This window comes from Winogradskyella sp., from assembly GCF_003712105.1.
Taxonomy (GTDB): domain Bacteria; phylum Bacteroidota; class Bacteroidia; order Flavobacteriales; family Flavobacteriaceae; genus Winogradskyella.
Map to the genome: position 1 here is coordinate 84456 of NZ_RHLG01000006.1, position 24433 is coordinate 108888.

The window sequence follows — 24433 nt, forward strand, 5'->3', positions numbered from 1 at the left end:
AAAACATAAGTTATATTTATATCATAAATTAAAAATCGATGTTGAGAAAAGTAGCCATCTTATTAATTATTTTGAGTATTGGTTTTAAGGGATTTACTCAAGAAAATATTAATGCATACAAATATGTTGTTGTGCCCCTGAAATTTGAATTTTTAAAAGGAAAAGATGCTTACAGAACAAGCACATTAACACGTTATTTATTGAAAAAAGAAGGTTTTGAAGTTTATTTTGATGAAGAAAAGCTACCACAAGAATTGTTCGATGATAGATGTTTAGCACTATATGCGAATGTCCTAAAAGTATCCGGTGGTCTAAGCATTAAAGTACAGGTACAACTTAATGATTGTTATGGGAATGAAGTTTTTTTATCTGATATAGGTAAAACAAAAATTAAGATGTTTAAAGAAGCTTATCCAGCAGCAATTAAAGATGCGTTTAAGAGTGTAGAATTTTTGCAATACGAGTATGATCCATCAATAAGAGTTACTAATTCAGTTGATGAATCTGAAAAAGACGTTTTAGCCAAACTGGAAGCGGCAAAAAAGAAAGCAGAAGATGCAGAAAAAGCTAAAGCAGAGTTAGCTCAGCTTAAAAAAGAAGTTGAAGACTTAAAAAAGCAGAAAGAAGCAGCTGAAAAGAAAGCTGAAGACGTAGTTGCCGAAGAAATTGTAGCTCCTCAAGAAGAGGCACCAAAAGAAGATGTAATTGAAAAAGAAGTCCTAGTTGCTAAAGCGGAAAAACCAATTGAAAAGGAAATAATTGCAAAAGAAACTATGGTTGTAAAGGAACCAGTTTCTAAACCTAAATCCTCTACTCAAAATATATTGTATGCTCAACCATTAGATAATGGTTACCAACTCGTAGATGCTTCACCAAAAATAGTTATGGTATTGATTAAAACTGCTGCTCCAAATGTCTATACAGTAAAAGGCAAAGATGCCATAGTATTTAAAGAAGACGGCAAGTGGTTTTATTCAGAAAACAGTGATAAAAAAGAATTAAACATTAAGTTTTAGTATCCGTATTTTTCTTTCCATCGTAGTCTCAAAAATTCGCGTTGTGAATTTTCTCGACTATTGTTACCTGGATTGTAAAGTGTTACTCCGCTAATGTCTTCTGGTAAGAATTCGTGTTCAGCAAAATTATTGTCGTAGTTATGAGCATACTTGTAATCATTACCATAACCAATGTCTTTCATAAGCTTTGTGGGAGCGTTTCTTATAGACAAAGGCACAGATAAATCACCAGTTTCTTTAACTAATTGTTGTGCTTTATTTATAGCTTCATAAGCAGCATTGCTCTTTGGAGAACTAGCCAAATACGTGGCACATTGGCTTAGTATTATTCGCGATTCAGGATGTCCAATAACAGATACAGCTTGAAAGGTATTATTTGCAATTACCAGCGCCGTTGGGTTTGCATTACCAATGTCCTCACTTGCTAAGATTAAAAGGCGTCTTGCAATAAATTTCACATCTTCACCACCTTCTATCATTCGTGCTAAATAATAAACAGCTGCATTAGGATCACTGCCACGAATAGATTTTATAAAAGCCGAAATAATATCGTAATGCTGCTCGCCTGTTTTGTCATAACGAGCCGTATTATTTTGCACCTGTTTTAATACGATTTCATTAGTAATAATAATTTCATCTTTCTTGAAAGATGTTACTATAAGCTCAAATATATTTAGAAGTTTCCGGGCGTCACCACCAGAAAGATGCAGTAAAGCTTCAGTTTCTTTTAGTTCAATTTTCTTTCTCGAAATTATGTTGTCATCCTTTATAGCACGATTTAATAACATTTCTAAATCTTCCTTACTAAATGAATTAAGGATATAGACTTGACAGCGCGATAATAATGCAGGAATAACTTCGAAACTTGGGTTTTCGGTTGTAGCACCAATCAATGTAACCCAACCTTTTTCAACAGCTTCTAAAAGAGAATCTTGTTGAGATTTACTAAATCTATGAATCTCATCAATAAACAAAATAGGATTTTTAGCAGTAAATAATCCACCACTTTTTTTGGCTTTTTCAATAACATCTCTAATGTCCTTTACGCCCGAGTTGATAGCACTTAATTTATAAAATGGGCGTGCAGACTCGGTAGCTATAATATTTGCTAGTGTTGTTTTTCCAATTCCTGGTGGTCCCCATAAAATTAGTGACGGAATTACGCCGCTTTTAATTTGTTGATATAGAGCACCATCTTTCCCTACCAAATGATTTTGGCTTATATAATCTTCAAGAGTGTTGGGCCTTAGGCGTTCTGCTAATGGTGTATTCATAAGTTAAAATTACAAAATAGGTCTGACAATATTTCATATTGTTAATTGTTGGTTAGTTTTTTGACATCTAACTCTTAAATTTGAACAATGGGCCAGCAACAATTCAAATATTCTAATACTGTAATCGTATATCCACTGCTATTAGTGTTTTTAATTTGGTTGGTATTTTGGTATCAAGTAAGAATTGATTCTGGAATAAGACACCTTGGGATTTATCCCCAAAAAATAGAAGGTATTCTAGGGATTTTTACAAGCCCATTTATACATTCAGACCTGAGTCATTTATATAATAATTCTATACCACTTTTGGTGTTATCCATGGCTCTGTTTTATTTCTATAATAAAATTGCTTGGCGAGTACTTTTATTTGGTTTAATAATTTCTGGGTTTTTAACTTGGTTTATCGGTAAGTCTGGTAATCATATTGGAGCTAGTGGACTAATATATGTGTTAGTCAGTTTCATCTTTTTTAAAGGAATTTTTGCAAAGCATTATCGGCTAATAGCATTATCATTAATTATTATTTTTTTATATGGAAGTATGATATGGTATGTGTTCCCTATTAAAGATAATATGTCTTGGGAAGGCCATCTGAGTGGATTAATTACTGGATTAATTTTTGCATTAATTTTTAGAAATCAAATTGCAAAACCTGAAAGATATGTTTGGGAAACAGAATCTTACAATGAGGATGATGACCCATTTATGAAGCATTTTGATGACAATGGTAATTTTATTGAAATCTTACCAGAAGAAGACAATCCTGACTCTAATTACCATGATAATGGAAGTCCTAGAATTAATTATAATTACAAAGAAGAAGAGTAATAATTTTAACTTCTTTGTCTCACGGCTTCATACAAAAAAGCACCACACGCTACAGACACATTTAAAGATTGTATGTCCCCTAATATGGGTAGTTTGGCGCGTTCATCGACTACTTTGAGTACCGAAGGATTAATACCTCTTCCTTCTGAGCCCATAATAATTGCACAAGGCGTATTTAAAGAAATATCGTAAATTAAATTTTGGGCCTTTTCTGTAGCAGCAATTACTTTAATTCCGGACGCTTGCATGTAAAAAACAGCATCTTTGATATGGTCAACCTTGCATATCGGAATTTTAAATACTGCACCAGCACTAGTTTTAATGGTATCACCACTTACTGGCGCTCCACCTTTTTTCTGAATAATTACACCTGAGACACCTGTACATTCTGCTGTTCGTAAAATAGCGCCAAAATTTCGAACATCACTCAGTTGGTCTAATAATAAAAATAACGGTGTTTTTCCAGACTCAATAGTTGATAAAACTAAGTTTTCGATTTCATAAAATTCTACTGGCGATATTTGGGCTACGGCACCCTGATGGTTTCCTTTGGATAAGCGATTTAATTTTTCGATTGGAACATAAGATACATTAATCTTTGCCTTTCTAATGGCGTATTCCAATTCCTGAAATAGTTCTCCTTTTAAACCTTTTTGAATAAAAATTTTATCAATTTCTTTACCAGAATTAATAGCTTCAATTATTGCTCTAATACCAAATATTGTAGTTTCGTTCTTCATATTGTAAAAATAAAAAACCACCTTAAATGGTGGTTTAAAAAGATATTAATTCTTGATGTTATTGTTTTATAAATTTCTTGCTTATAACCTTGCCTTCACTATATATTTTAGCGAAATATATTCCTGTATTAAAAGCTGAAATATTTAATCTATACGTGTCAAAATGTTCTGAAACTTTTTGTCCATTAATATCATAAAACTCAATTTTATTAATGGTTTGAGTCGTATTTATGTTAATGAAATCTCGTGTTGGGTTTGGAGAAATAACCACGCTTGTAATCTCAAAGGTATCGTCACTTAACACGCTTAAACAAGAACCTATATCTGGATTATTTTCTAATGGTGCGCTAGGTGTTAAATCTCTGCCGTCAAAAGCACTATATGATGTGCTATATTTTGTTGCTCTAAAGGAATTATTGTTGAAAGATGTTGGTAGCACACCTTGGTCAACAGAATTTCCGTTAGTACCATCGATCGGTATAAAGTATTCCCAAAGCACCGTATTCGATGGGTTAATTTCAAAAATTCTTCCCTTTGTTCCTTCCATTATTAAAGTATTACCATTTGGAAGCCTCTGTGCACCACTTATTATTGCCGAATAGAAATCACCTGGAACAGGATCGGTGTAAGTATAATCTGGGGTCGAAGGTCCGTAGGCCAAAGTCGCATTTTGCGTATATACACCTGGACTGTCAATCGGCGGGTTTAAAACATATACTTCTGAAAAAGATGGAGTCCTCCCATTACCATTATTAAAAACAATAATTTTGCCATTGTCTGAAACACTATTTCTAATAAAATGAGGAAAGTGCTGTCCAAAAAGCTGACGGTCTGCAGTCGTGCCCCTACCGTAAGCTTCTGGGTTTCCCCATCTATACAAAATATCACCGCCTTTACCATACGTTCCACCACTTCCTGTTGCCGCTTCAGCTGTTGTTGTAGAGTGGTCTATAATATATATTTCACTTACATTTCTACTACTTATAACAATCTGGTCTAAAGTTTCATCGTATTGAATAGAATTAATATGAAGCCAGTTCGAAGAATCACTTCCACTAGAGGTATAATTGATGTCTAATAAATTTGGGTTTTCCGAAACTACTCCGAAATTGTCCTTCGTGGCATCAAAATCCTGTATAAGATGGTCTTTAATGTTCCACTCCCAAACAATATTAGCACTTGATGCGCCTACAGGTGTTACTTCAACGATTTGTTCGTTATAAAGATTAGGACTGGAAAGATTTAGTGGGTCTCTCCCAGCTTGAATAGCTTCTGCCTCAGTCATTATTGTTGCAGCTAGAATTAAAACATTGCCATTGGGCATTGGATAAATATCATGATGCTGTCTTTCGGTAGCAGAGTCATAAAAATATTGCCATGTCAGATTGCCTTCCCAATCAAATTTTTCAATTACACCGCCTTGTCCACCCAAAACAATGTTAGTTGTGTTTGTTCTTCCGGCTCGTAAAATACTTCCATCCTCTAATAAATATACCGCATTACCTGGTGTAAAAGTACTCGTCCATGAGTTTATTAATTGTCCACAATTATCGATTAAATAGGTGCCAGTATTTATGGTAAATAATGTATATCCTTCAGTAACATTTTCATCTATTGTTACTGTCCCAAGCGTGTTTTGAGAGATGATAAATATTGGAAATGATAGAAGAAAATAAAGTAGTCGTATCCTCATAATTTCATCGCTTTTTTCGCAAACCTAATAATTTATTTGCAATTATTTGAGATTTTAACTTCTTCCCCTATAATTATGAGTCTAAAAAGTAGCAGTGAGACTTACGTGAATTTTGGAATCTGATAACCTAAAAGGAACATTTTCGGCTTTTCCACTAGAATAATTTAGCCTAAAAAGTCCAGCTTTACTTAGTAAGCCCAACCCAAACCCAAATCCAAACAATTTGGTTTTTGTATCTGTGAGTTCATTTTCAAAATAAGCAGCGTCAATTACAGAATGCACAAATATTGTATTACTTAATCTGTATCTGTACTCTGTATTTATTACACCAAAAAGATTAGCGACTAAACTGTTTTCTTCAAAACCTCTCACAGAGTTTATACCTCCAAAACGGAATAGCTCATTGTCTAAATAATCATCTGATGTGAGCGATGCACCTGTTAATCTTAAAAACACACTATTTTTAGCATTAAGATTAAATATTTTATATGCTTCTAAAGAAAAAGAACTTTGCTGTTGTTTTCTGCTGTTTTGTGTTCTATTTCCAAAGTTAGCATTAAGGTCAAAATAAAAGTTAATAGGAAATAGCAAGTCGTAAAATTGCGGCTTCGTGTAGTTGTAAGCTATCTGATAAAAGTTTGAATCATAGTCGTTAATCAAAGTTGAATTTAAATCCAGTAAATCACTTGAAATGATATTTTTTAGTCCAGCACTAATTCTATGATTTGGATTTATTTGATAGTTAAGTTTTGCTTGCTGCGAAGTTGTAGAAAACGTAGAATCTTTTCTGAAAATTTTGAGCCCAACATTTAGTCCTATTGGTGAACCAAATAAAAATGGCGCGTTAATATTAACATCAAAAGTCTGCTGGTCTATCTCATCGCTCTTGTAAAATAGCCGTAACGATTCACCAAAATTTAGATTGTTAACCAATCTCAAATCTACATAGCCATCAAAATCTAACCTATTGGTGTTTTCGTTAGTTCCAAATCCAAGGAAGCCATCAAAATTATTACTCTTTGTTTTCTCAGTATATAAGTATAAAACCGTAGAGTCGTTTGTAAACAAAACTTCAGGCGCTTTAATTTCTTTAGCAAACCTTAAGTTCTGCAATTCTTCGGTTTTTTCTTTTATATCTTCCAGATTGAATTGCTGCGCGGTTTTAAGTTTTAGAAAATGCCTTAAATACGATTTAGGAAATTTCTCATAGCCCTTAACTACAATCTTGTCGATATAACGTTTTTGATTTGCGTCTATGACTAAATCAGCAATTATAGTTTCGTCCTTTTTCTTTATATTGTTAAGCCTTAGCGATGAAAAAGGGTCGCCTTGTTCTGCGATTCTTCTGTTTAAGTTTTCTAATAAATTCTCTAATTGGGATATGTCTAATTCAAAATAATTTTCACCAAGTTTGATATCAAAAAAGTCGAGCAAACTTTTATCAAAAGTAGAATTAAAAAACACTCTAACTATATTCAATCTTTTTCCTAAATACAGTTTGGCGAGAAAAAGCGAATCATTTTCTTTTTCAATCGATTCAATTTTGGTGTCAATAAAGCCCTGGTTTATGAGTTTATTTTTTAGGGAATAGACTTCAGTTTCAATAGATAAATAATCTAAAAAAGTTGTCGTGTATCCGATTGAATCTATCAGTTTTGTTGCTTGCTCAGTTTCACCCAACACATTAAGTTTCAATGATTGTCCAATCATCAGGTTAACGGATAAAACAAAAACTAATAGTAATAAATAAAAAGTGTGTTTCGTCATAGATAAATTCAACCTAGAATTTCAACTTTGATAACGTAAAAATAAGACTAAATGTATACCTAGAAATCTAAGATTAAATTTTCTTTGTAAAATTAATTATCAACTATTTGAATTATAAAGATATATTTCTACCTTTGCAGCCCTCAAAAGTGAGGGTTTTTAAATTTATATAATAAAATTATATGCCAACAATTTCACAATTAGTACGAAAAGGAAGAGCCAAAATAACTAAGAAGAGTAAATCGGCTGCTTTGGATTCGTGTCCGCAAAGACGTGGTGTATGTACTCGTGTTTATACAACGACACCTAAAAAACCTAACTCAGCAATGCGTAAGGTAGCAAGGGTTCGTTTAACAAACGGAAACGAGGTTAATGCATATATCGGTGGAGAAGGTCACAACTTACAAGAGCACTCGATAGTATTAGTTAGAGGTGGAAGGGTTAAAGATTTACCAGGTGTTAGATATCACATCGTTCGTGGAGCTTTAGATACAGCAGGTGTAGCTGGAAGAACACAACGAAGATCTAAGTATGGTGCTAAACGCCCTAAGAAGTAATTAAAAAACTTTAAGAAGAAGACATGAGAAAAAGACAAGCGAAAAAAAGACCTCTTTTACCAGACCCAAGATTTAACGATCAATTGGTTACGCGTTTTGTAAACAATATGATGTGGGACGGAAAGAAGTCTGTGGCGTTTAAAGTATTCTATGATGCTATAGATATCGTAGAAGAGAAAAAGAACGACGAAGAAAAAACAGCTTTAGAAGTATGGAAAGATGCTTTATCTAATGTGATGCCTCACGTAGAAGTACGTAGTCGTCGTGTAGGTGGTGCTACATTCCAAATTCCGATGCAAATTCGTCCAGACCGTAAAGTTTCTACAGCAATGAAGTGGTTAATAGGTTACGCTCGTAAAAGAAACGAGAAATCTATGGCACAAAGATTAGCTGCTGAAATTTTAGCTGCTGCTAAAGAAGAAGGCGCTGCTGTTAAGAAAAGAGTAGATACTCACAAAATGGCAGAAGCAAACAAAGCATTCTCACACTTTAGATTTTAATATATAATGGCAAGAGATTTAAAATATACAAGAAATATAGGTATTGCAGCACATATTGATGCTGGTAAAACCACTACTACAGAGCGTATTCTTTATTACACTGGTGTATCTCACAAAATTGGTGAAGTACATGATGGTGCCGCTACTATGGACTGGATGGAGCAGGAGCAAGAAAGAGGTATTACAATTACTTCTGCTGCTACAACATGTACATGGCAATTCCCAACGGAAAACGGTAAGCCAACTGCAGATGCTAAAGGATACCACTTTAATATTATAGATACTCCAGGTCACGTTGACTTTACAGTAGAGGTAAACCGTTCTTTACGTGTATTAGACGGTTTAGTATTCTTATTTAGTGCGGTTGATGGTGTTGAGCCACAATCTGAAACTAACTGGAGATTAGCTGATAACTACAAAGTTCCTCGTATGGGATTTGTTAATAAGATGGACCGTCAAGGATCTAACTTCTTAGCAGTATGTCAGCAAGTAAAAGATATGTTAGGGTCTAACGCTGTGCCGATTGTATTACCAATTGGTGAAGAGGCAGACTTTAAAGGTATTGTAGATTTAGTAAAAAACCGTGCTATTGTATGGCATGATGAAACTCAAGGAGCAACTTTCGATGTTATCGAAATTCCTGAAGAGTTAAAAGCTGAAGCTGCAGAATTAAGAGCTAACCTTATCGAGGAAGTAGCTGGTTATGATGAAAATCTTCTTGAGAAATTCATGGAAGATGAGGATTCAATTACAGAAGACGAAGTGCATGCTGCTTTAAGAGCTGCTGTTATGGACATGTCTATCATACCAATGGTAGCAGGTTCTGCATTTAAAAATAAAGGTGTACAATTCTTATTAGATGCTGTATGTCGTTATTTACCTTCTCCAACTGATAAAGATGCTATCGTTGGAACTAACCCTGATACTGAACAAGAGGTTTCTCGTAAGCCAGACGCTAAAGAACCATTTTCTGCTTTAGCATTTAAAATTGCTACTGATCCTTTCGTAGGTCGTTTAGCATTCTTTAGAGCATACTCTGGTCGTTTAGATGCAGGTTCATATGTATTGAATAATCGTTCAGGTAAAAAAGAACGTATTTCTCGTATCTACCAAATGCACTCTAACAAGCAAAACGCTATCGAATACATCGAAGCTGGAGATATTGGTGCTGCTGTAGGATTCAAGGATATTAAAACGGGTGATACTTTATCTGATGAGAAGCATCCAATAGTTTTAGAATCTATGGACTTCCCAGATCCAGTAATTGGTATCGCAGTTGAGCCAAAAACTAAGGCAGATGTAGATAAGTTAGGTATGTCATTAGCAAAACTTGCTGAAGAAGATCCAACATTTACTGTAAGAACAGATGAAGCTTCAGGACAGACTATTATTTCTGGAATGGGTGAGCTTCACTTAGATATTATTGTAGACCGTCTTAAGCGTGAGTTCAAGGTTGAAGTAAACCAAGGACAACCTCAAGTAGAGTACAAAGAAGCAATTACACAACGTGCAGAGCACAGAGAAGTTTACAAAAAACAATCTGGTGGACGTGGTAAATTCGCTGATATTGTATTTACAATTGAGCCAGCTGAAGAAGGAAAGCAAGGATTAGAATTTGTTTCTGAGATTAAAGGTGGTAACGTTCCTAAAGAATTTATTCCATCTGTAGAAAAAGGATTCAAACAAGCAATGATAAATGGTCCATTAGCAGGTTACGAAGTAGATGCTATGAAAGTAACTTTAACTGATGGTTCTTATCACGATGTGGATTCTGATCAATTATCATTTGAGTTGGCTGCTAAGTTAGGATTTAAAGCTGCTGCAAAAGCTGCAAAAGCTGTAATCATGGAGCCAATAATGAAATTAGAAGTGTTAACTCCTGAAGAAAACATGGGAGATATTGTAGGTGACCTTAACCGTCGTCGTGGTCAAGTAAATGACATGAGCGATAGAGCAGGTTCTAAAGTAGTAAGAGCAAATGTACCACTATCTGAAATGTTTGGTTACGTAACATCATTACGTACATTATCATCAGGTAGAGCAACATCAACAATGGAATTCTCTCACTATGCTGAGACACCTTCAAATATATCTGAAGAAGTGATTAAAGCTGCTAAAGGAGTTGAAGCTTAAAATTTTAAGAAAATGAGTCAAAAAATTAGAATAAAATTAAAATCATACGATCACAACTTAGTAGATAAGTCTGCTGATAAGATTGTAAAAACAGTAAAAAGTACAGGTGCTGTTGTTACTGGACCAATTCCTTTACCAACGCACAAGAAAATTTTCACTGTATTACGTTCACCACACGTAAACAAGAAGTCAAGAGAACAATTTCAATTAAGCTCTTACAAGAGATTATTAGACATTTACTCGTCGTCTTCTAAGACAATTGATGCATTAATGAAGCTTGAGTTACCAAGTGGAGTTGAAGTAGAGATCAAAGTGTAATTTGAACAAAACATGTCCGGAGCTGCGAGCGAAGGAAAAACGGTAAAAATACAATTCAAGGCTGAAGCGTATTTCAGCCTTGAGTTTTAAATAAAAAAAGTAAATAATTAATTAAATAATAGATATGTCTGGGTTAATAGGAAAAAAAATCGGTATGACCAGCATTTTCGATGAAAATGGAAAGAACATTCCATGTACAGTAATCGAAGCAGGTCCATGTATCGTTACCCAAGTCAGAACCGAAGAAGTTGATGGCTACAGTGCCTTACAACTTGGTTTCGATGACGCGACAGAAAAAAGCGCTACGAAAGCAGACTTAGGTCATGCTAAAAAAGCGGGTACTTCTGTAAAACGCAAAGTCGTTGAATTCAAAGGTTTTGATTCGGAGTACAAATTAGGTGATGCAATTACTGTAGATCACTTTATCGAAGGAGAATTTGTTGATGTTTCAGGAACATCAAAAGGTAAAGGTTTCCAAGGTGTTGTAAAACGTCACGGTTTTGGTGGTGTAGGTCAAGCAACGCATGGTCAACATAACCGTTTAAGAGCTCCAGGTTCTATTGGTGCAGCTTCTTATCCTGCGAGAGTATTCAAAGGAATGAAGATGGCCGGAAGAATGGGTGGCGAAAAAATTAAAGTTCAAAATTTAAGAGTATACAAAGTTGTACCAGAAAAAAATCTTTTAGTTGTTAAAGGTTGTGTTCCTGGTCACAAAAACTCTTACGTAATTATTGAGAAGTAATGAAAGTAGCAGTTTTAGATATTAACGGAAAAGACACGGGAAGAAAAGCTGAGCTTTCTAAAGACGTGTTTGCTATAGAACCAAACAATCATGCTGTATACTTAGATGTAAAGCAATACTTGGCTAACCAAAGACAAGGAACGCACAAATCTAAAGAGCGTGGAGAAATTGCAGGAAGTACACGTAAGATTAAAAAACAAAAAGGAACAGGTACAGCTCGTGCAGGTTCTATCAAATCTGGTGTATTTAAAGGTGGTGGACGTATGTTTGGTCCAAGACCTAGAAATTACGGGTTTAAGTTAAACAAAAACGTTAAGCGTTTAGCTCGTAAATCTGCATTAAGCATCAAAGCAAATGACAAGTCAATTGTGGTATTAGAAGATTTCAATTTCGATACAGCAAAGACTAAGAATTTTGTAGATGTCTTAAAGGCATTAGAGATTGAAAACAAAAAATCTCTGTTTGTATTGGGTGACTCGAATAATAATGTATATTTGTCGTCGCGCAATTTGAAAAGTTCTGAAGTTGTAACAAGCTCAGAATTAAGCACTTATAAAATTATGAACGCTAATAAAGTTGTTCTTTTGGAAGGTGCTTTAGAAGGAATTGAATCGAATTTAAGTAAATAGAACAACGATGAGTATCTTAATAAAACCGATAATCACTGAAAAAGCAACCATGCAAAGCGAGGTGCTTAACGCTTATGCGTTTGAAGTGAGTACAAAGGCGAACAAGGTAGAAATCAAAAAAGCAGTAGAAGCTGCTTATGGTGTTTCTGTTGAAAAAGTTCGTACTATAAATGTCCGTCCAGATAGAAGAACACGTTATACAAAAACGGGTATTCAACATGGTAAAACAAATGCTGTTAAAAAAGCAATTGTACAACTGGCGGAAGGTGAGACAATAGATTTATATGCTAACATGTAATTAGACTAAAATGTCAGTAAGAAAATTAAAGCCAATTACATCAGCCCAGCGTTTTAGAGTAGTTAATGGATTTGACGCCATTACTACTGATAAGCCGGAAAAAAGCTTAATAGCTCCGAAAAAGAGGTCTGGTGGTAGAAACAGTCAAGGAAAAATGACTATGCGCCATATTGGTGGTGGTCATAAGAAGAAGTATCGTATTATTGATTTTAAACGAAACAAAACTGGTATTCCAGCTGAAGTTAAAACAATAGAGTACGATCCAAACAGAACAGCATTTATTGCACTACTTAATTATCAAGATGGAGAGAAGCGATACATCGTTGCTCAAAACGGATTACAAGTAGGACAAAAAGTTGTTTCTGGTGAAACAGGTGTAGCTCCTGAAATAGGAAACGCTATGCCATTAAGTCAAATACCATTAGGTACTATTATCTCTTGTATTGAGTTACGTCCAGGTCAAGGTGCTGTTATGGCACGTAGTGCTGGAGCTTTCGCTCAATTAATGGCAAGAGATGGTAAGTTTGCAACAGTTAAGTTACCATCTGGTGAAACAAGAATGATTCTTGCAAACTGTATGGCTACTATTGGTGTTATCTCTAACTCAGATCATCAGTTAATCGTATCAGGTAAAGCTGGTAGAAGTAGATGGTTAGGAAGACGTCCTCGTACAAGACCAGTTGTAATGAACCCTGTAGATCATCCAATGGGTGGTGGTGAAGGTAAATCATCTGGTGGACACCCAAGGTCTAGAAACGGTATACCTGCTAAAGGTTATAGAACACGTTCTAAGACAAAAGCGAGTAATAAGTACATTGTAGAACGTAGAAAGAAATAATTAAGATAGTATGGCACGTTCATTAAAAAAAGGACCTTACATCCATTATAAGTTAGAAAAGAAAGTTGCAGAAAATGTAGCTTCAAACAAAAAGACAGTAATCAAAACATGGTCTAGAGCATCTATGATTTCTCCAGATTTTGTTGGTCAAACAATTGCTGTACATAATGGTCGTCAATTTGTTCCAGTATATATTACTGAGAATATGGTAGGTCATAAGTTAGGAGAATTTTCACCAACAAGATCATTCCGTGGTCACGCTGGTGCTAAGAATAAAGGTAAAAAATAAGAATCATGGGAAGTCGTAAAAAACAAATGGCAGATGCTATTAAAGCTGAGAAGAAGCAGGTTGCTTTTGCTAAGCTAAACAACTGTCCTACATCTCCACGCAAAATGCGATTAGTTGCAGATTTAGTAAGAGGTGAAAAGGCAGACAAAGCTCTTCAGATTCTTAGATTTAGTCCAAAAGAGGCGTCACGTCGTCTTGAGAAATTATTATTGTCAGCTATCGCAAACTGGCAAGCTAAAAATGAAGATGCAGATATTGAGGAAGCTAACTTATTCGTAAAAGAAATAAGAGTAGATGGTGGTACAATGTTAAAGCGTTTACGCCCTGCACCTCAAGGAAGAGCACATAGAATTAGAAAAAGATCTAACCACGTAACAATAGTGGTAGATGCATTAAACCAAACACAAAGCTAAGATAGAGATATGGGACAAAAGACAAATCCAATCGGAAATCGTTTAGGTATTATCAGAGGATGGGAATCTAACTGGTACGGTGGCAATGATTATGGAGATAAACTTGCCGAAGACGATAAGATTAGAAAATATGTTCACGCTCGTTTATCTAAAGCAAGTGTGTCAAGAGTGATTATTGAGCGTACGCTTAAACTTGTAACCGTTACTATCACTACTGCTAGACCTGGTATCATTATCGGTAAAGGTGGTCAAGAGGTAGACAAGCTAAAAGAAGAGCTTAAGAAAATTACCGGAAAAGAAGTTCAGTTGAACATCTTTGAAATTAAAAGACCTGAACTAGATGCATATTTAGTTGCAGCAAGTGTTGCTCGTCAAATCGAAAGTAGAATTTCGTACAGACGTGCAATAAAAATGGCTATAGCTGCAGCAATGCGCATGAATGCTGAAGGAATCAAAATCCAAATTAGTGGTCGTCTTAATGGTGCTGAAATGGCACGTTCTGAGCACTACAAAGAAGGACGTATTCCTTTATCGACATTCAGAGCTGATATAGACTATGCTTTAGTTGAAGCACATACTACTTACGGTAGATTAGGTGTTAAGGTATGGATTATGAAAGGTGAAGTTTATGGAAAAAGAGAACTTTCTCCATTAGTTGGTCTTTCTAAGCAAAAAGGAAAAGGTGGACGTGGTAACAAGAAAGGTAACCAACGTCGTAGAAAGTAATTTTTTAAAGTAAACAAAGAAAATGTTACAGCCTAAAAGAACAAAATTTCGTAAGCAGCAAAAAGGACGCATGAAGGGTAATACTGGAAGAGGTCATTTGTTATCAAATGGTACTTTTGGTATTAAAGCTCTAGGTGCAACTTTTATAACTGCACGTCAAATAGAAGCAGCGCGTATCGCCGCTACACGTTACATGAAAAGAGAAGGTTCATTATGGATTAAAATATTTCCAGACAAACCTATTACAAAAAAGCCTCTTGAAGTACGTATGGGTAAAGGTAAAGGTGGTGTAGAATATTGGGCAGCAGTAGTAAAGCCAGGTCGCGTATTATTTGAAGTAAGTGGTGTGCCATTAGAAGTTGCTCAAGAAGCACTTCGTTTAGCAGCCCAAAAACTTCCTGTTAAAACTAAGTTTATCATAGCTAGAGATTACGAAGCTTAATAAAAAGTATTATGAAGCAATCAGAAATTAAACAGCTATCTACAGCTGAGTTACAAGAAAAACTTGGTGAAACTAAAAAGAGTTATGCAGACCTAAAAATGGCTCATGCAATCTCTCCTTTAGAGAATCCTATCCAGTTACGTAATGTAAGACGTACAGTTGCACGTTTAGCAACAGAGTTAACTAAAAGAGACGATCAATAATTGTATTCTGCTGAAAGATGGAAAAAAGAAATTTAAGAAAAGAACGTATAGGAGTTGTTACAAGTAACAAGATGCAAAAATCAATTGTTGTATCTGAGGTTAAAAAAGTAAAACACCCTATGTATGGAAAGTTCGTGTTAAAAACAAAGAAATATGTTGCGCACGATGAAACAAACGACTGCAATATTGGAGATACTGTAAAGATCATGGAAACAAGACCTTTAAGTAAATCTAAATGTTGGAGATTGGTAGAAATAATAGAAAGAGCTAAGTAATTATGGTACAACAAGAATCAAGATTAAAAGTAGCTGACAATACCGGAGCAAAAGAAGTATTAACTATCCGTGTTCTTGGTGGAACAAAGCGTCGTTACGCTTCTGTAGGTGATAAAATTGTAGTTTCTGTAAAGTCTGCAACACCTAACGGAAACATCAAAAAAGGAGCAGTATCTACAGCAGTAGTTGTGCGTACAGCTAAAGAAGTAAGACGCCCAGATGGGTCGTACATCAGATTCGATGATAATGCATGTGTACTTTTAAATCCTCAAGGAGAAATGAGAGGAACACGTGTTTTTGGACCTGTTGCAAGAGAGCTTCGTGATAAACAATTCATGAAAATTGTATCATTAGCACCAGAGGTGCTTTAAGATAGTAGTAAAATGACAAAGCTTAAAATAAAAACTGGAGATACTGTAAAAGTAATTGCTGGAGACAACAAAGGATCTGAAGGTAAAGTACTTAAAGTATTAAAAGATAAGGACAGAGCTATCGTTGAGGGAATTAACATGGTTAAGAAACACACGAAACCATCAGCTCAAAACCCTCAAGGTGGAATTGTAGAGAAAGAAGCATCTATTCATATTTCTAATTTATCATTATTAACTGGTAAAGGAGAAACTACACGAGTAGGATATAGAATGGATGGAGATAATAAAGTGAGATTTTCTAAAAAATCGAATGAAGTAATTTAGTTATGGCTTACGTTTCAAGATTAAAACAAGAGTATAAGGACAGAGTTGTTGCTGCTCTTACAGAAGAATTCGGATACAAAAATGTAATGCAAGTTCCTGCGCTTTCTAAGATTGTAATATCTAGAGGTGTTGGTGCTGCTGTTGCTGACAAAAAGTTAGTAGACCATGCTGTTGAAGAATTAACAAAAATATCTGGTCAAAAAGCTGTACCTACAATGTCTAAAAAAGACGTTGCAACATTTAAGTTACGTAAAGGAATGCCAATTGGCGCTAAAGTAACATTAAGAGGTGAGCGTATGTACGAGTTTTTAGACAGGTTAATCACTTCAGCTTTACCACGAGTAAGAGATTTTAGCGGAATCAAAGCTAATGGTTTTGATGGCCGTGGAAACTATAACTTAGGTGTTACTGAGCAAATCATCTTTCCAGAAATAGATATTGATAAAATCAATAAAATCTCTGGAATGGATATCACATTTGTTACAACAGCTGAAACTGATAAAGAAGCAAAATCATTATTATCAGAACTAGGTTTACCTTTTAAAAAGAACTAATTATGGCAAAAGAATCAATGAAAGCCCGTGAGGTTAAGCGCGCAAAAATGGTTGCTAAATATGCTGAGAAACGCAAAGCTTTAAAAGAAGCTGGCGATTACGAAGCACTACAAAAGTTACCAAAAAACGCTTCACCGATTCGTAAACACAACCGATGCAAACTAACAGGTAGACCAAAAGGTTACATGAGACAGTTTGGAATTTCTCGTGTTATGTTTAGAGAAATGGCTAACAAAGGTTTAATTCCAGGTGTTAAAAAAGCAAGCTGGTAAAAATTAAAGAATTATAAATTGGTCTCAGGTTTGGACAATTGTGTCTGAAAACCGTTACCGCAAATTAATAACTATGTATACAGATCCAATAGCGGATTATCTTACGCGAGTTAGAAATGCAGTTAAAGCTAACCACCGAGTGGTTGAGATTCCTGCATCTAACTTAAAGAAAGAGATAACTAAAATATTATTCGACCAAGGATATATTTTAAGTTACAAATTCGACGACTCTTCTGTACAGGGTACAATTAAAATTGCACTTAAGTACAACAAAGACACTAAAGAGTCTGTCATTAAAAAAATTCAAAGAATTAGTACACCAGGTTTACGTAAGTACGCAGGTGCCAACGAAATGCCAAGAATCTTAAATGGTTTAGGTATTGCAATTGTTTCTACCTCTCATGGAGTAATGACAGGTAAACAAGCACAAAGAGAAAATGTTGGTGGCGAAGTATTATGTTACGTATACTAAAAAGCAGGAAGATATGTCAAGAATAGGTAATAGTCCAATTTCAATTCCTGAAGGTGTAACAATTGATGTTAACAACAATGTAATCACTGTAAAAGGTAAATTAGGTGAGTTAACTCAAGATTATTCAGGTGTTGATATCAACATTGAAGACGCTACAATTACATTAGTGCGTCATTCAGAAAAGAAAGATCACAAATCAAAGCATGGTTTGTATAGAGCCTTAATCAATAACATGATTGAGGGTGTGTCTAAAGGTTTTACAAAAGAATTAGAATTGGTAGGTGTAGGTTATAGAGCATCTAACCAAGGACAAAAATTAGATTTGGCCTTAGGATTTTCACACAATATAGTAATGGATATTGCTCCAGAAATTAAAATTGAAACAATTTCTGAAAAAGGTAAGAATCCAATTGTAAAGTTAACGTCACACGACAAGCAACTTGTTGGTCAAGTAGCAGCAAAAATCCGTGGCTTCCGTAAGCCAGAGCCTTACAAAGGAAAAGGAGTTAAGTTTGTTGGTGAAGAAATTAGAAGAAAAGCAGGTAAGTCAGCTTAATAGTATAAGATTATGGCATTAACAAAGAACGAAAGAAGACAACGTATAAAAAACAGAATCCGTAAGATTGTATCTGGTACTGAAGCTAGACCAAGATTATCTGTTTTTAGAAGTAATAAAGAAATTTATGCTCAAATCGTAGATGACGTAACAGGTAAAACTATTGCTGCTGCATCTTCAAGAGATAAAGATATAAGTGGTACAAAAGGTAATAAAACCGAAGTTGCTGCTTTAGTTGGTAAAGCAATTGCTGAAAAAGCATTAAAAGCTGGTGTTGAAACTATCTCTTTTGATAGAGGTGGATATTTATATCACGGAAGAGTAAAATCATTAGCAGAAGGTGCTAGAGAAGCAGGACTTAAATTTTAAGACATTATGTATCAAAAATATAAAAACGCAGAGCTAGTAAAACCAGGAGGTTTAGAATTAAAAGACCGTTTGGTAGGCGTACAACGTGTTACAAAAGTAACTAAAGGTGGTAGAGCATTCGGTTTTTCTGCTATAGTTGTTGTAGGTGATGAAGCAGGAGTTGTTGGGCATGGTTTAGGTAAGTCTAAAGATGTAGCAACTGCAATTGCAAAAGCTGTAGAAGACGCAAAGAAAAACTTAGTAAGAATTCCTATTATCAAAGGTACATTACCTCACGAACAAAAAGGTAAGTACGGCGGTGCAAGAGTAAATATTATACCTGCCGCGCCTGGTACAGGGGTTATTGCTGGTGGTGCTGTACGTACAGTACTCGAAGCAGTTGGAGTACATGATGTACTTTCTAAGTCTCAAGGATCGTCAAATCCTCATAATGTAGTAAAAGCAACTTTTGATGCATTATTACAATTAAGAGATGCTAACACTATCGCTAGAGAAAGAGGTATATCACTTGAAAAAGTATTTAACGGATAATCATTAGGATAAGATGGCAAAGATTAAAGTAACAAAAGTAAAAAGTGCTATTAACCGTACTAAAAGACAAAAGCTAACTTTAGAAGCTTTAGGTCTTAAAAAAATCGGTCAAGTAGTAGAGCACGATGCCACACCAAACATCCTTGGTATGGTTAAAAAAGTTGAACATTTAGTTTCTGTAGAAGAAGCTTAAAAAATATAACTTAAAAATGGATTTAAGTAATTTAAAACCTGCAGAAGGTTCAGTAAAAAGACAAGGAAAGCGCGTTGGTCGTGGTCAAGGTTCTGGTAAAGGTGGAACTGCAACAAGAGGTCACAAAGGTGCTAAGTCACGTTCTGGTTATTCTAAGAAATTAGGATTCGAAGGTGGTCAAATGCCATTACAACGTCGTGTTCCGAAGTTTGGCTTTACTAACATTAACCGTGTGGAGTATCAAGGTGTAAACTTAGATACTTTACAAGAGTTAGTAGACGCTAAGAAAATTAAAGGTACTGTTGATTTTGAAACACTAGTAGAATTAAGATTAGCTGGAAAAAATGAGCTAGTTAAAATTTTAGGACGTGGAGAATTAAAAGCAAAATTAACAGTTAAGGCTCATAAATTTACTGCGTCAGCAAAAGCTGCTATAGAAGCTGCTGGTGGTGAAGCTGTAACTTTATAAGATTATAGAGAATGAAATTAATAGAAACATTAAAAAACGTCTGGAAAATTACAGAACTAAAGGATAGAATAATATTAACCTTAGGGTTACTATTAGTATATCGTTTTGGTGCACAAGTAGTTTTACCAGGTATTGATGCGACACAATTAGGTGGATTACAAGAAACAACAGATGGTGGTATTTTAGGATTATTAAATGCCTTTACTGGTGGTGCTTTTGCAAATGCATCGGTTTTTGCATTAGGTATTATGCCTTACATTTCTGCCTCTATTGTAGTTCAGTTAATGGGTATTGCAATTCCTTATTTACAGAAGCTTCAAAAAGAAGGTGAAAGTGGTCGTAAGAAAATTAACCAGATAACACGTTGGTTAACCATCGCAATTTGTTTGGTACAGGCTCCTGGATACCTTGTAAGTTTACCGAGTTTAGGAATACCTTCTAGTGCATTCTTATTAGGTACAGGTGGTATCTTCTATTTCTCTTCAATAGTTATCCTAGTTACAGGATGTATTTTTGCAATGTGGTTAGGTGAGAAAATTACTGACAAAGGTATTGGTAATGGTATTTCATTATTAATTATGGTAGGTATCATTGCGACATTGCCACAATCATTTTTACTTAATGCGGCGTCAAGAACTGAAGGTAACGGAGGTTTTATGTTAATATTAATTGAGCTTGTTATTTGGTTCTTAATCATTTTAGCATCAGTATTATTAGTAATGGCTGTTCGTAAAATACAAGTGCAATATGCACGCAGAACTGCTTCTGGTGGTTACGAGAAAAATGTATTTGGATCTCGTCAATTTTTACCACTTAAGCTTAATGCTTCAGGTGTAATGCCAATCATTTTTGCACAAGCTATTATGTTTGTACCAGGATTAATTGGTGGTTCATCATGGTTAAAAGATACGGATGCAGGTCAATGGATGCAAGCTAACTTTTCTGATATCTTCGGATTTTGGTACAACTTAGTATTTGCATTATTAATTATTGTATTTACATATTTCTATACAGCGATTACCGTTCCAACGAATAAAATGGCTGATGATTTAAAACGTAGTGGTGGTTTTATTCCTGGTATTCGTCCGGGTACTGAAACTTCAGAATATTTAGATAAGATTATGTCTCAGATTACCTTACCAGGTTCTATTTTCTTAGCATTAATCGCTGTGTTCCCAGCATTTGTGGTTAAGTTAATGGGCGTTCAACAAGGATGGGCATTATTCTTTGGAGGTACATCACTATTAATTATGGTTGGAGTTGCAATAGACACTATGCAACAAGTAAACTCTTACTTGTTGAATAAGCACTATGACGGTTTGATGAAATCAGGTAAAAATAGAAAAGCAGTAGCATAATATTTATACAATGGCAAAACAAGCAGCAATAGAGCAAGACGGAACAATTATAGAAGCATTATCTAATGCTATGTTTCGTGTAGAATTAGAAAACGGTCATATTGTGACTGCACATATTTCTGGCAAAATGCGTATGCACTACATTAAGTTGTTACCAGGAGATAAAGTAAAATTAGAAATGAGTCCTTACGATTTAACTAAGGCTCGTATAACATATAGATACTAATAGTATTTAAAAACCAAAACAGATGAAAGTAAGAGCATCAGTTAAAAAAAGAAGTGCCGATTGTAAATTGGTACGTAGAAAAGGGAGACTTTATGTTATAAACAAAAAGAATCCAAGATTTAAACAAAGACAAGGATAAAACACTAAAAGTATTAGTTATTAGACTGAAATGAATCTGTTCGAAATCGAAAGGTTTAGGATTCTAACAACTAAAAAAATTCTCGATTAAACTCGAGATAAAAACTAAAACAAATATGGCAAGAATTGCAGGTGTAGACATACCAAAACAAAAAAGAGGCGTAGTCTCTTTAACTTATATCTATGGAATAGGTAGAAGTCGTGCTAAGGAAATTTTAGAAACCGCTAAAGTTGAAGAAGGCATAAAAGTACAAGATTGGACAGATGACCAAATCGGAGCTATTCGTGAGGCTGTAGGATCGTACAAGATCGAAGGTGAATTACGTTCTGAAACACAATTAAACATTAAGCGATTAATGGATATAGGTTGTTACAGAGGTATTCGTCATAGAGCTGGACTTCCATTAAGAGGTCAACGTACTAAAAACAACTCTCGTACAAGAAAAGGAAGACGTAAAACAGTTGCTAACAAAAAGAAAGTAACTAAATAATAACGACAGTAGTCATTAGTAATTAGGTTAGATGAATCTGTTCGAAATGTAAAAGTTTAGGATTCTCAAAACTAAAAGCTAACACTAGAAACTAAAAAACATGGCAAAGTCAAGTACAAAAAAACGTAAAGTAATTGTAGATGCAGTTGGAGAAGCTCACGTATCTGCATCATTTAACAATATCATTATTTCTTTAACTAACAAAAAAGGTGACGTAATTTCTTGGTCATCTGCAGGTAAAATGGGCTTTAGAGGTTCTAAAAAGAATACGCCTTACGCTGCTCAATTAGCTGCTGAAGATGCTGCGGGTGTTGCAAAAGAAGCTGGGTTAAAGAAAGTAAAGGTATATGTAAAAGGTCCTGGAAACGGAAGAGAGTCTGCAATAAGATCTCTACACAATTCAGGTATTGAAGTAACAGAAATCATTGATGTTACACCTTTACCACATAACGGTTGTCGTCCTCCAAAAAGACGTCGCGTTTAATTTATTGAAATATTTAAAAGTTAATATCGAATCTAATATGTTTGATATTAACTTTTTATGTATTTTTGCAAACTGAAAAATTAAAACAAGTATCAACGAGAGACAAACGATATAGAAGGATAAGCTTAAGACCTTAATTCTATTATTACTCTCAAAACAAATTAAAAATGGCAAGATATACTGGTCCTAAAACTAAAATCGCTCGTAAATTCGGGCAAGCTATTTTCGGAGAAGATAAAGCCTTCGAAAAACGTAACTATCCTCCAGGACAGCACGGTAACAACCGTCGTCGTGGAAAGAAATCTGAATACGCAATTCAGTTAGCTGAAAAGCAAAAAGCTAAGTACACTTATGGAATCTTAGAGCGTCAATTCAGAAACATGTTCAAAAGAGCAACTGCAGCTCAAGGTATTACTGGTGAAGTATTATTACAGTTATGTGAATCTCGTTTAGACAATGTGGTTTTCAGAATGGGTATTGCTCCAACACGTAGTGGTGCACGTCAGTTAGTATCTCATAGACACATTACAGTAAACGGTGAAAAGGTAAATATTCCTTCTTACCAATTAAAAGCTGGAGATGTTGTTGGTGTAAGAGAAAAATCAAAGTCTTTGGAAGCTATTCAAAATTCATTAGCTAATTCTAGCAATGTTTACGAATGGATTACTTGGAACAACGATACAAAAGAAGGTACTTATGTTTCTGTTCCTGCACGTATCCAAATTCCAGAGCAAATCAACGAGCAATTTATCGTTGAACTTTATTCTAAATAATAAATTAATCTTATTGGTATTTAGCCAAAGGGTTTATAAGTCTTCTTCAAACTTTTAACCGCGCAACTAAATAACAATTAAAACGAAGAAAAAAATGGCAATATTAAATTTTCAGAAGCCTGATAAAGTAATCATGATAGACTCTAATGAGTTCGAAGGAAAATTCGAATTCAGACCATTAGAGCCAGGTTACGGATTAACAGTTGGTAATGCATTAAGACGTGTTTTATTATCGTCTTTAGAAGGTTTTGCAATCACTTCAGTAAGAATAGAAGGTGTAGATCATGAGTTTTCTACAATTTCTGGTGTAGTAGAAGATGTTACTGAGATGGTTTTGAACTTAAAGCAAGTTAACTTTAAGCGTCAAATAGATGAAGTAGATAACGAAACTGTTACAATATCTATTTCTGGTCAAGAGCAAATTACAGCTGGTGATTTCCAAAAGTTTATCTCTGGATTCCAAGTATTAAATACAGATTTAGTAATCTGTAACTTAGATCCAAAGGTTAACATTAACATGGAAATTACAATTGAAAAAGGTAGAGGTTACGTTCCTGCAGAAGAAAACAAAAAATCTTCAGCACCAATGGGAACTATCTTTACAGATTCAATTTATACACCAATAAAAAACGTAAAGTATAGTATCGAAAACTTCCGTGTTGAGCAAAAGACGGATTACGAAAAGTTAGTTTTCGAAATTATTACTGACGGTTCAATTCATCCAAAAGATGCATTAACTGAAGCAGCTAAAATATTAATTCACCACTTCATGTTATTCTCTGATGAGCGTATTACATTAGAAGCTGATGAAATTGCTCAAACTGAAACTTATGATGAAGAATCACTTCACATGAGACAGTTACTTAAAACTAAGTTAGTTGATATGGACTTATCTGTTCGTGCTCTTAACTGTTTAAAAGCGGCTGAAGTAGATACTTTAGGTGACTTAGTATCTTTCAACAAGAACGATTTAATGAAATTCAGAAACTTTGGTAAGAAATCTTTAACTGAGCTTGAAGAGCTTGTGAATGTTAAAGGTCTTAATTTCGGAATGGATTTAAGCAAATATAAATTAGATAAAGATTAAATGATGCTTATTCTTGCTCAGGCAGGAATCTCATTCAAATACGTAAAATTAATAATCATATTTTGCTCCCACTAAAACATGTGG

37 protein-coding genes are annotated in these 24433 nt (G+C 34.7%); 33 read left to right on the forward strand and 4 right to left on the reverse strand.

The genetic code is table 11. The annotated features are described in order from the left end of the window. The first annotated feature begins 38 nt into the window (after positions 1 to 38). Positions 39 to 1016: a hypothetical protein gene (locus tag ED556_RS13175; RefSeq protein ID WP_296324791.1), complete on the forward strand. Its 978-nt coding sequence runs from the start codon at positions 39 to 41 to the stop codon at positions 1014 to 1016. Here the strand turns inward: ED556_RS13175 and ED556_RS13180 are convergent. Next, the gene (locus ED556_RS13180; protein WP_296324793.1) at positions 1013 to 2290 is read right to left on the reverse strand and encodes a replication-associated recombination protein A; all 1278 of its coding nucleotides are present in this window, start codon (positions 2288 to 2290) and stop codon (positions 1013 to 1015) included. The two genes, ED556_RS13175 and ED556_RS13180, sit on opposite strands and share 4 nt — an antisense overlap. An 87-nt stretch (positions 2291 to 2377) precedes the next feature. On the opposite strand from ED556_RS13180, the gene ED556_RS13185 reads away from it, so the two are divergent. Beyond that, entirely contained in the window at positions 2378 to 3118 is a 741-nt protein-coding gene (locus tag ED556_RS13185) for a rhomboid family intramembrane serine protease (RefSeq protein WP_296324796.1), read from the forward strand. A gap of 5 nt (positions 3119 to 3123) precedes the next feature. On the opposite strand, the gene rlmB is transcribed toward ED556_RS13185, so the two are convergent. From rlmB to ED556_RS13200, 3 genes are all read right to left on the reverse strand, one after another. After that, positions 3124 to 3858, reverse strand: a complete 735-nt coding sequence (gene rlmB / locus ED556_RS13190; RefSeq protein WP_296324799.1) for a 23S rRNA (guanosine(2251)-2'-O)-methyltransferase RlmB — start codon at positions 3856 to 3858, stop codon at positions 3124 to 3126. Between the two features lie 58 nt (positions 3859 to 3916). Beyond that, entirely contained in the window at positions 3917 to 5551 is a 1635-nt protein-coding gene (locus ED556_RS13195) for an aryl-sulfate sulfotransferase (RefSeq protein ID WP_296324802.1), read from the reverse strand. Between the two features lie 81 nt (positions 5552 to 5632). Further along, positions 5633 to 7261 (reverse strand): POTRA domain-containing protein, encoded by a 1629-nt coding sequence (locus tag ED556_RS13200; protein ID WP_296324803.1) that lies wholly within the window; start codon positions 7259 to 7261, stop codon positions 5633 to 5635. 239 nt (positions 7262 to 7500) lie between these two features. On the opposite strand from ED556_RS13200, the gene rpsL reads away from it, so the two are divergent. The 31 genes from rpsL to ED556_RS13355 all read left to right on the forward strand — a co-directional run bounded on the left by rpsL (position 7501) and on the right by ED556_RS13355 (position 24349). Continuing rightward, entirely contained in the window at positions 7501 to 7875 is a 375-nt protein-coding gene (rpsL, locus tag ED556_RS13205; RefSeq protein ID WP_008269190.1) for a 30S ribosomal protein S12, read from the forward strand. 23 nt (positions 7876 to 7898) lie between these two features. Next, a complete protein-coding gene (gene rpsG / locus ED556_RS13210; protein WP_296324808.1) occupies positions 7899 to 8375 on the forward strand; it encodes a 30S ribosomal protein S7 in 477 nt (158 codons plus the stop codon). 6 nt (positions 8376 to 8381) lie between these two features. Next, positions 8382 to 10508, forward strand: coding sequence for an elongation factor G (gene fusA, locus ED556_RS13215; protein WP_296324810.1), 2127 nt, complete (start codon positions 8382 to 8384; stop codon positions 10506 to 10508). Positions 10509 to 10520: 12 nt separating this feature from the next. Continuing rightward, positions 10521 to 10826 carry a 30S ribosomal protein S10 gene (rpsJ, locus tag ED556_RS13220; protein ID WP_007650482.1) on the forward strand — a complete coding sequence of 102 codons (306 nt, stop codon included), beginning with the start codon at positions 10521 to 10523 and terminating at the stop codon, positions 10824 to 10826. 124 nt (positions 10827 to 10950) lie between these two features. Next, positions 10951 to 11568: a 50S ribosomal protein L3 gene (rplC, locus tag ED556_RS13225; RefSeq protein ID WP_296324813.1), complete on the forward strand. Its 618-nt coding sequence runs from the start codon at positions 10951 to 10953 to the stop codon at positions 11566 to 11568. Beyond that, a complete protein-coding gene (rplD, locus tag ED556_RS13230) occupies positions 11568 to 12197 on the forward strand; it encodes a 50S ribosomal protein L4 (protein WP_296324816.1) in 630 nt (209 codons plus the stop codon). Before rplC ends, rplD begins: the two co-directional genes overlap by 1 nt. A 7-nt stretch (positions 12198 to 12204) precedes the next feature. Continuing rightward, positions 12205 to 12495: a 50S ribosomal protein L23 gene (gene rplW, locus ED556_RS13235; RefSeq protein ID WP_294073523.1), complete on the forward strand. Its 291-nt coding sequence runs from the start codon at positions 12205 to 12207 to the stop codon at positions 12493 to 12495. 10 nt (positions 12496 to 12505) lie between these two features. Continuing rightward, positions 12506 to 13333 (forward strand): 50S ribosomal protein L2, encoded by an 828-nt coding sequence (gene rplB / locus ED556_RS13240; RefSeq protein ID WP_296324822.1) that lies wholly within the window; start codon positions 12506 to 12508, stop codon positions 13331 to 13333. Between the two features lie 10 nt (positions 13334 to 13343). After that, positions 13344 to 13622: a 30S ribosomal protein S19 gene (gene rpsS, locus ED556_RS13245; RefSeq protein ID WP_111685493.1), complete on the forward strand. Its 279-nt coding sequence runs from the start codon at positions 13344 to 13346 to the stop codon at positions 13620 to 13622. A gap of 5 nt (positions 13623 to 13627) precedes the next feature. Then, complete coding sequence (gene rplV, locus ED556_RS13250) at positions 13628 to 14035, forward strand: 50S ribosomal protein L22 (RefSeq protein WP_296324831.1); 408 nt, start codon at positions 13628 to 13630, stop codon at positions 14033 to 14035. Between the two features lie 9 nt (positions 14036 to 14044). After that, positions 14045 to 14761 carry a 30S ribosomal protein S3 gene (gene rpsC, locus ED556_RS13255; RefSeq protein ID WP_296324834.1) on the forward strand — a complete coding sequence of 239 codons (717 nt, stop codon included), beginning with the start codon at positions 14045 to 14047 and terminating at the stop codon, positions 14759 to 14761. Between the two features lie 22 nt (positions 14762 to 14783). Beyond that, positions 14784 to 15203, forward strand: coding sequence for a 50S ribosomal protein L16 (gene rplP, locus ED556_RS13260; protein ID WP_296324837.1), 420 nt, complete (start codon positions 14784 to 14786; stop codon positions 15201 to 15203). Positions 15204 to 15214: 11 nt separating this feature from the next. Beyond that, positions 15215 to 15406, forward strand: a complete 192-nt coding sequence (gene rpmC / locus ED556_RS13265; protein ID WP_296324840.1) for a 50S ribosomal protein L29 — start codon at positions 15215 to 15217, stop codon at positions 15404 to 15406. Between the two features lie 17 nt (positions 15407 to 15423). Continuing rightward, on the forward strand, positions 15424 to 15681 hold the full coding sequence (gene rpsQ, locus ED556_RS13270; RefSeq protein ID WP_073085362.1) for a 30S ribosomal protein S17: 258 nt from the start codon (positions 15424 to 15426) through the stop codon (positions 15679 to 15681). Between the two features lie 2 nt (positions 15682 to 15683). Continuing rightward, a complete protein-coding gene (gene rplN, locus ED556_RS13275; RefSeq protein WP_296324848.1) occupies positions 15684 to 16052 on the forward strand; it encodes a 50S ribosomal protein L14 in 369 nt (122 codons plus the stop codon). Between the two features lie 12 nt (positions 16053 to 16064). After that, entirely contained in the window at positions 16065 to 16376 is a 312-nt protein-coding gene (gene rplX / locus ED556_RS13280) for a 50S ribosomal protein L24 (RefSeq protein ID WP_296324850.1), read from the forward strand. Positions 16377 to 16378: 2 nt separating this feature from the next. Next, positions 16379 to 16930 carry a 50S ribosomal protein L5 gene (rplE, locus tag ED556_RS13285; RefSeq protein ID WP_296324852.1) on the forward strand — a complete coding sequence of 184 codons (552 nt, stop codon included), beginning with the start codon at positions 16379 to 16381 and terminating at the stop codon, positions 16928 to 16930. Positions 16931 to 16932: 2 nt separating this feature from the next. Then, positions 16933 to 17202 (forward strand): 30S ribosomal protein S14, encoded by a 270-nt coding sequence (rpsN, locus tag ED556_RS13290; protein WP_188375182.1) that lies wholly within the window; start codon positions 16933 to 16935, stop codon positions 17200 to 17202. A gap of 73 nt (positions 17203 to 17275) precedes the next feature. Continuing rightward, on the forward strand, positions 17276 to 17674 hold the full coding sequence (gene rpsH / locus ED556_RS13295) for a 30S ribosomal protein S8 (RefSeq protein WP_296324860.1): 399 nt from the start codon (positions 17276 to 17278) through the stop codon (positions 17672 to 17674). Between the two features lie 13 nt (positions 17675 to 17687). Beyond that, a complete protein-coding gene (gene rplF, locus ED556_RS13300; protein WP_296324862.1) occupies positions 17688 to 18230 on the forward strand; it encodes a 50S ribosomal protein L6 in 543 nt (180 codons plus the stop codon). Between the two features lie 12 nt (positions 18231 to 18242). Further along, entirely contained in the window at positions 18243 to 18599 is a 357-nt protein-coding gene (gene rplR, locus ED556_RS13305) for a 50S ribosomal protein L18 (protein ID WP_296324864.1), read from the forward strand. 6 nt (positions 18600 to 18605) lie between these two features. After that, positions 18606 to 19130: a 30S ribosomal protein S5 gene (gene rpsE / locus ED556_RS13310; RefSeq protein ID WP_296324867.1), complete on the forward strand. Its 525-nt coding sequence runs from the start codon at positions 18606 to 18608 to the stop codon at positions 19128 to 19130. Between the two features lie 13 nt (positions 19131 to 19143). Continuing rightward, positions 19144 to 19323, forward strand: coding sequence for a 50S ribosomal protein L30 (rpmD, locus tag ED556_RS13315; RefSeq protein WP_114300031.1), 180 nt, complete (start codon positions 19144 to 19146; stop codon positions 19321 to 19323). Between the two features lie 16 nt (positions 19324 to 19339). Then, complete coding sequence (rplO, locus tag ED556_RS13320) at positions 19340 to 19792, forward strand: 50S ribosomal protein L15 (RefSeq protein WP_296324871.1); 453 nt, start codon at positions 19340 to 19342, stop codon at positions 19790 to 19792. Between the two features lie 11 nt (positions 19793 to 19803). Continuing rightward, positions 19804 to 21150 carry a preprotein translocase subunit SecY gene (gene secY / locus ED556_RS13325; protein ID WP_296324873.1) on the forward strand — a complete coding sequence of 449 codons (1347 nt, stop codon included), beginning with the start codon at positions 19804 to 19806 and terminating at the stop codon, positions 21148 to 21150. Positions 21151 to 21160: 10 nt separating this feature from the next. Then, positions 21161 to 21376, forward strand: coding sequence for a translation initiation factor IF-1 (gene infA, locus ED556_RS13330; protein ID WP_007094967.1), 216 nt, complete (start codon positions 21161 to 21163; stop codon positions 21374 to 21376). Between the two features lie 22 nt (positions 21377 to 21398). Beyond that, positions 21399 to 21515, forward strand: a complete 117-nt coding sequence (ykgO, locus tag ED556_RS13335; protein WP_008269159.1) for a type B 50S ribosomal protein L36 — start codon at positions 21399 to 21401, stop codon at positions 21513 to 21515. A 115-nt stretch (positions 21516 to 21630) separates the two neighbouring features. Then, on the forward strand, positions 21631 to 22005 hold the full coding sequence (gene rpsM / locus ED556_RS13340) for a 30S ribosomal protein S13 (RefSeq protein WP_296324877.1): 375 nt from the start codon (positions 21631 to 21633) through the stop codon (positions 22003 to 22005). A gap of 100 nt (positions 22006 to 22105) precedes the next feature. After that, positions 22106 to 22489, forward strand: a complete 384-nt coding sequence (rpsK, locus tag ED556_RS13345) for a 30S ribosomal protein S11 (protein WP_296324879.1) — start codon at positions 22106 to 22108, stop codon at positions 22487 to 22489. 167 nt (positions 22490 to 22656) lie between these two features. Continuing rightward, positions 22657 to 23262 (forward strand): 30S ribosomal protein S4, encoded by a 606-nt coding sequence (rpsD, locus tag ED556_RS13350; protein WP_296324880.1) that lies wholly within the window; start codon positions 22657 to 22659, stop codon positions 23260 to 23262. 94 nt (positions 23263 to 23356) lie between these two features. Next, positions 23357 to 24349 (forward strand): DNA-directed RNA polymerase subunit alpha, encoded by a 993-nt coding sequence (locus ED556_RS13355; RefSeq protein WP_296324884.1) that lies wholly within the window; start codon positions 23357 to 23359, stop codon positions 24347 to 24349. Positions 24350 to 24433 lie beyond the last annotated feature (84 nt).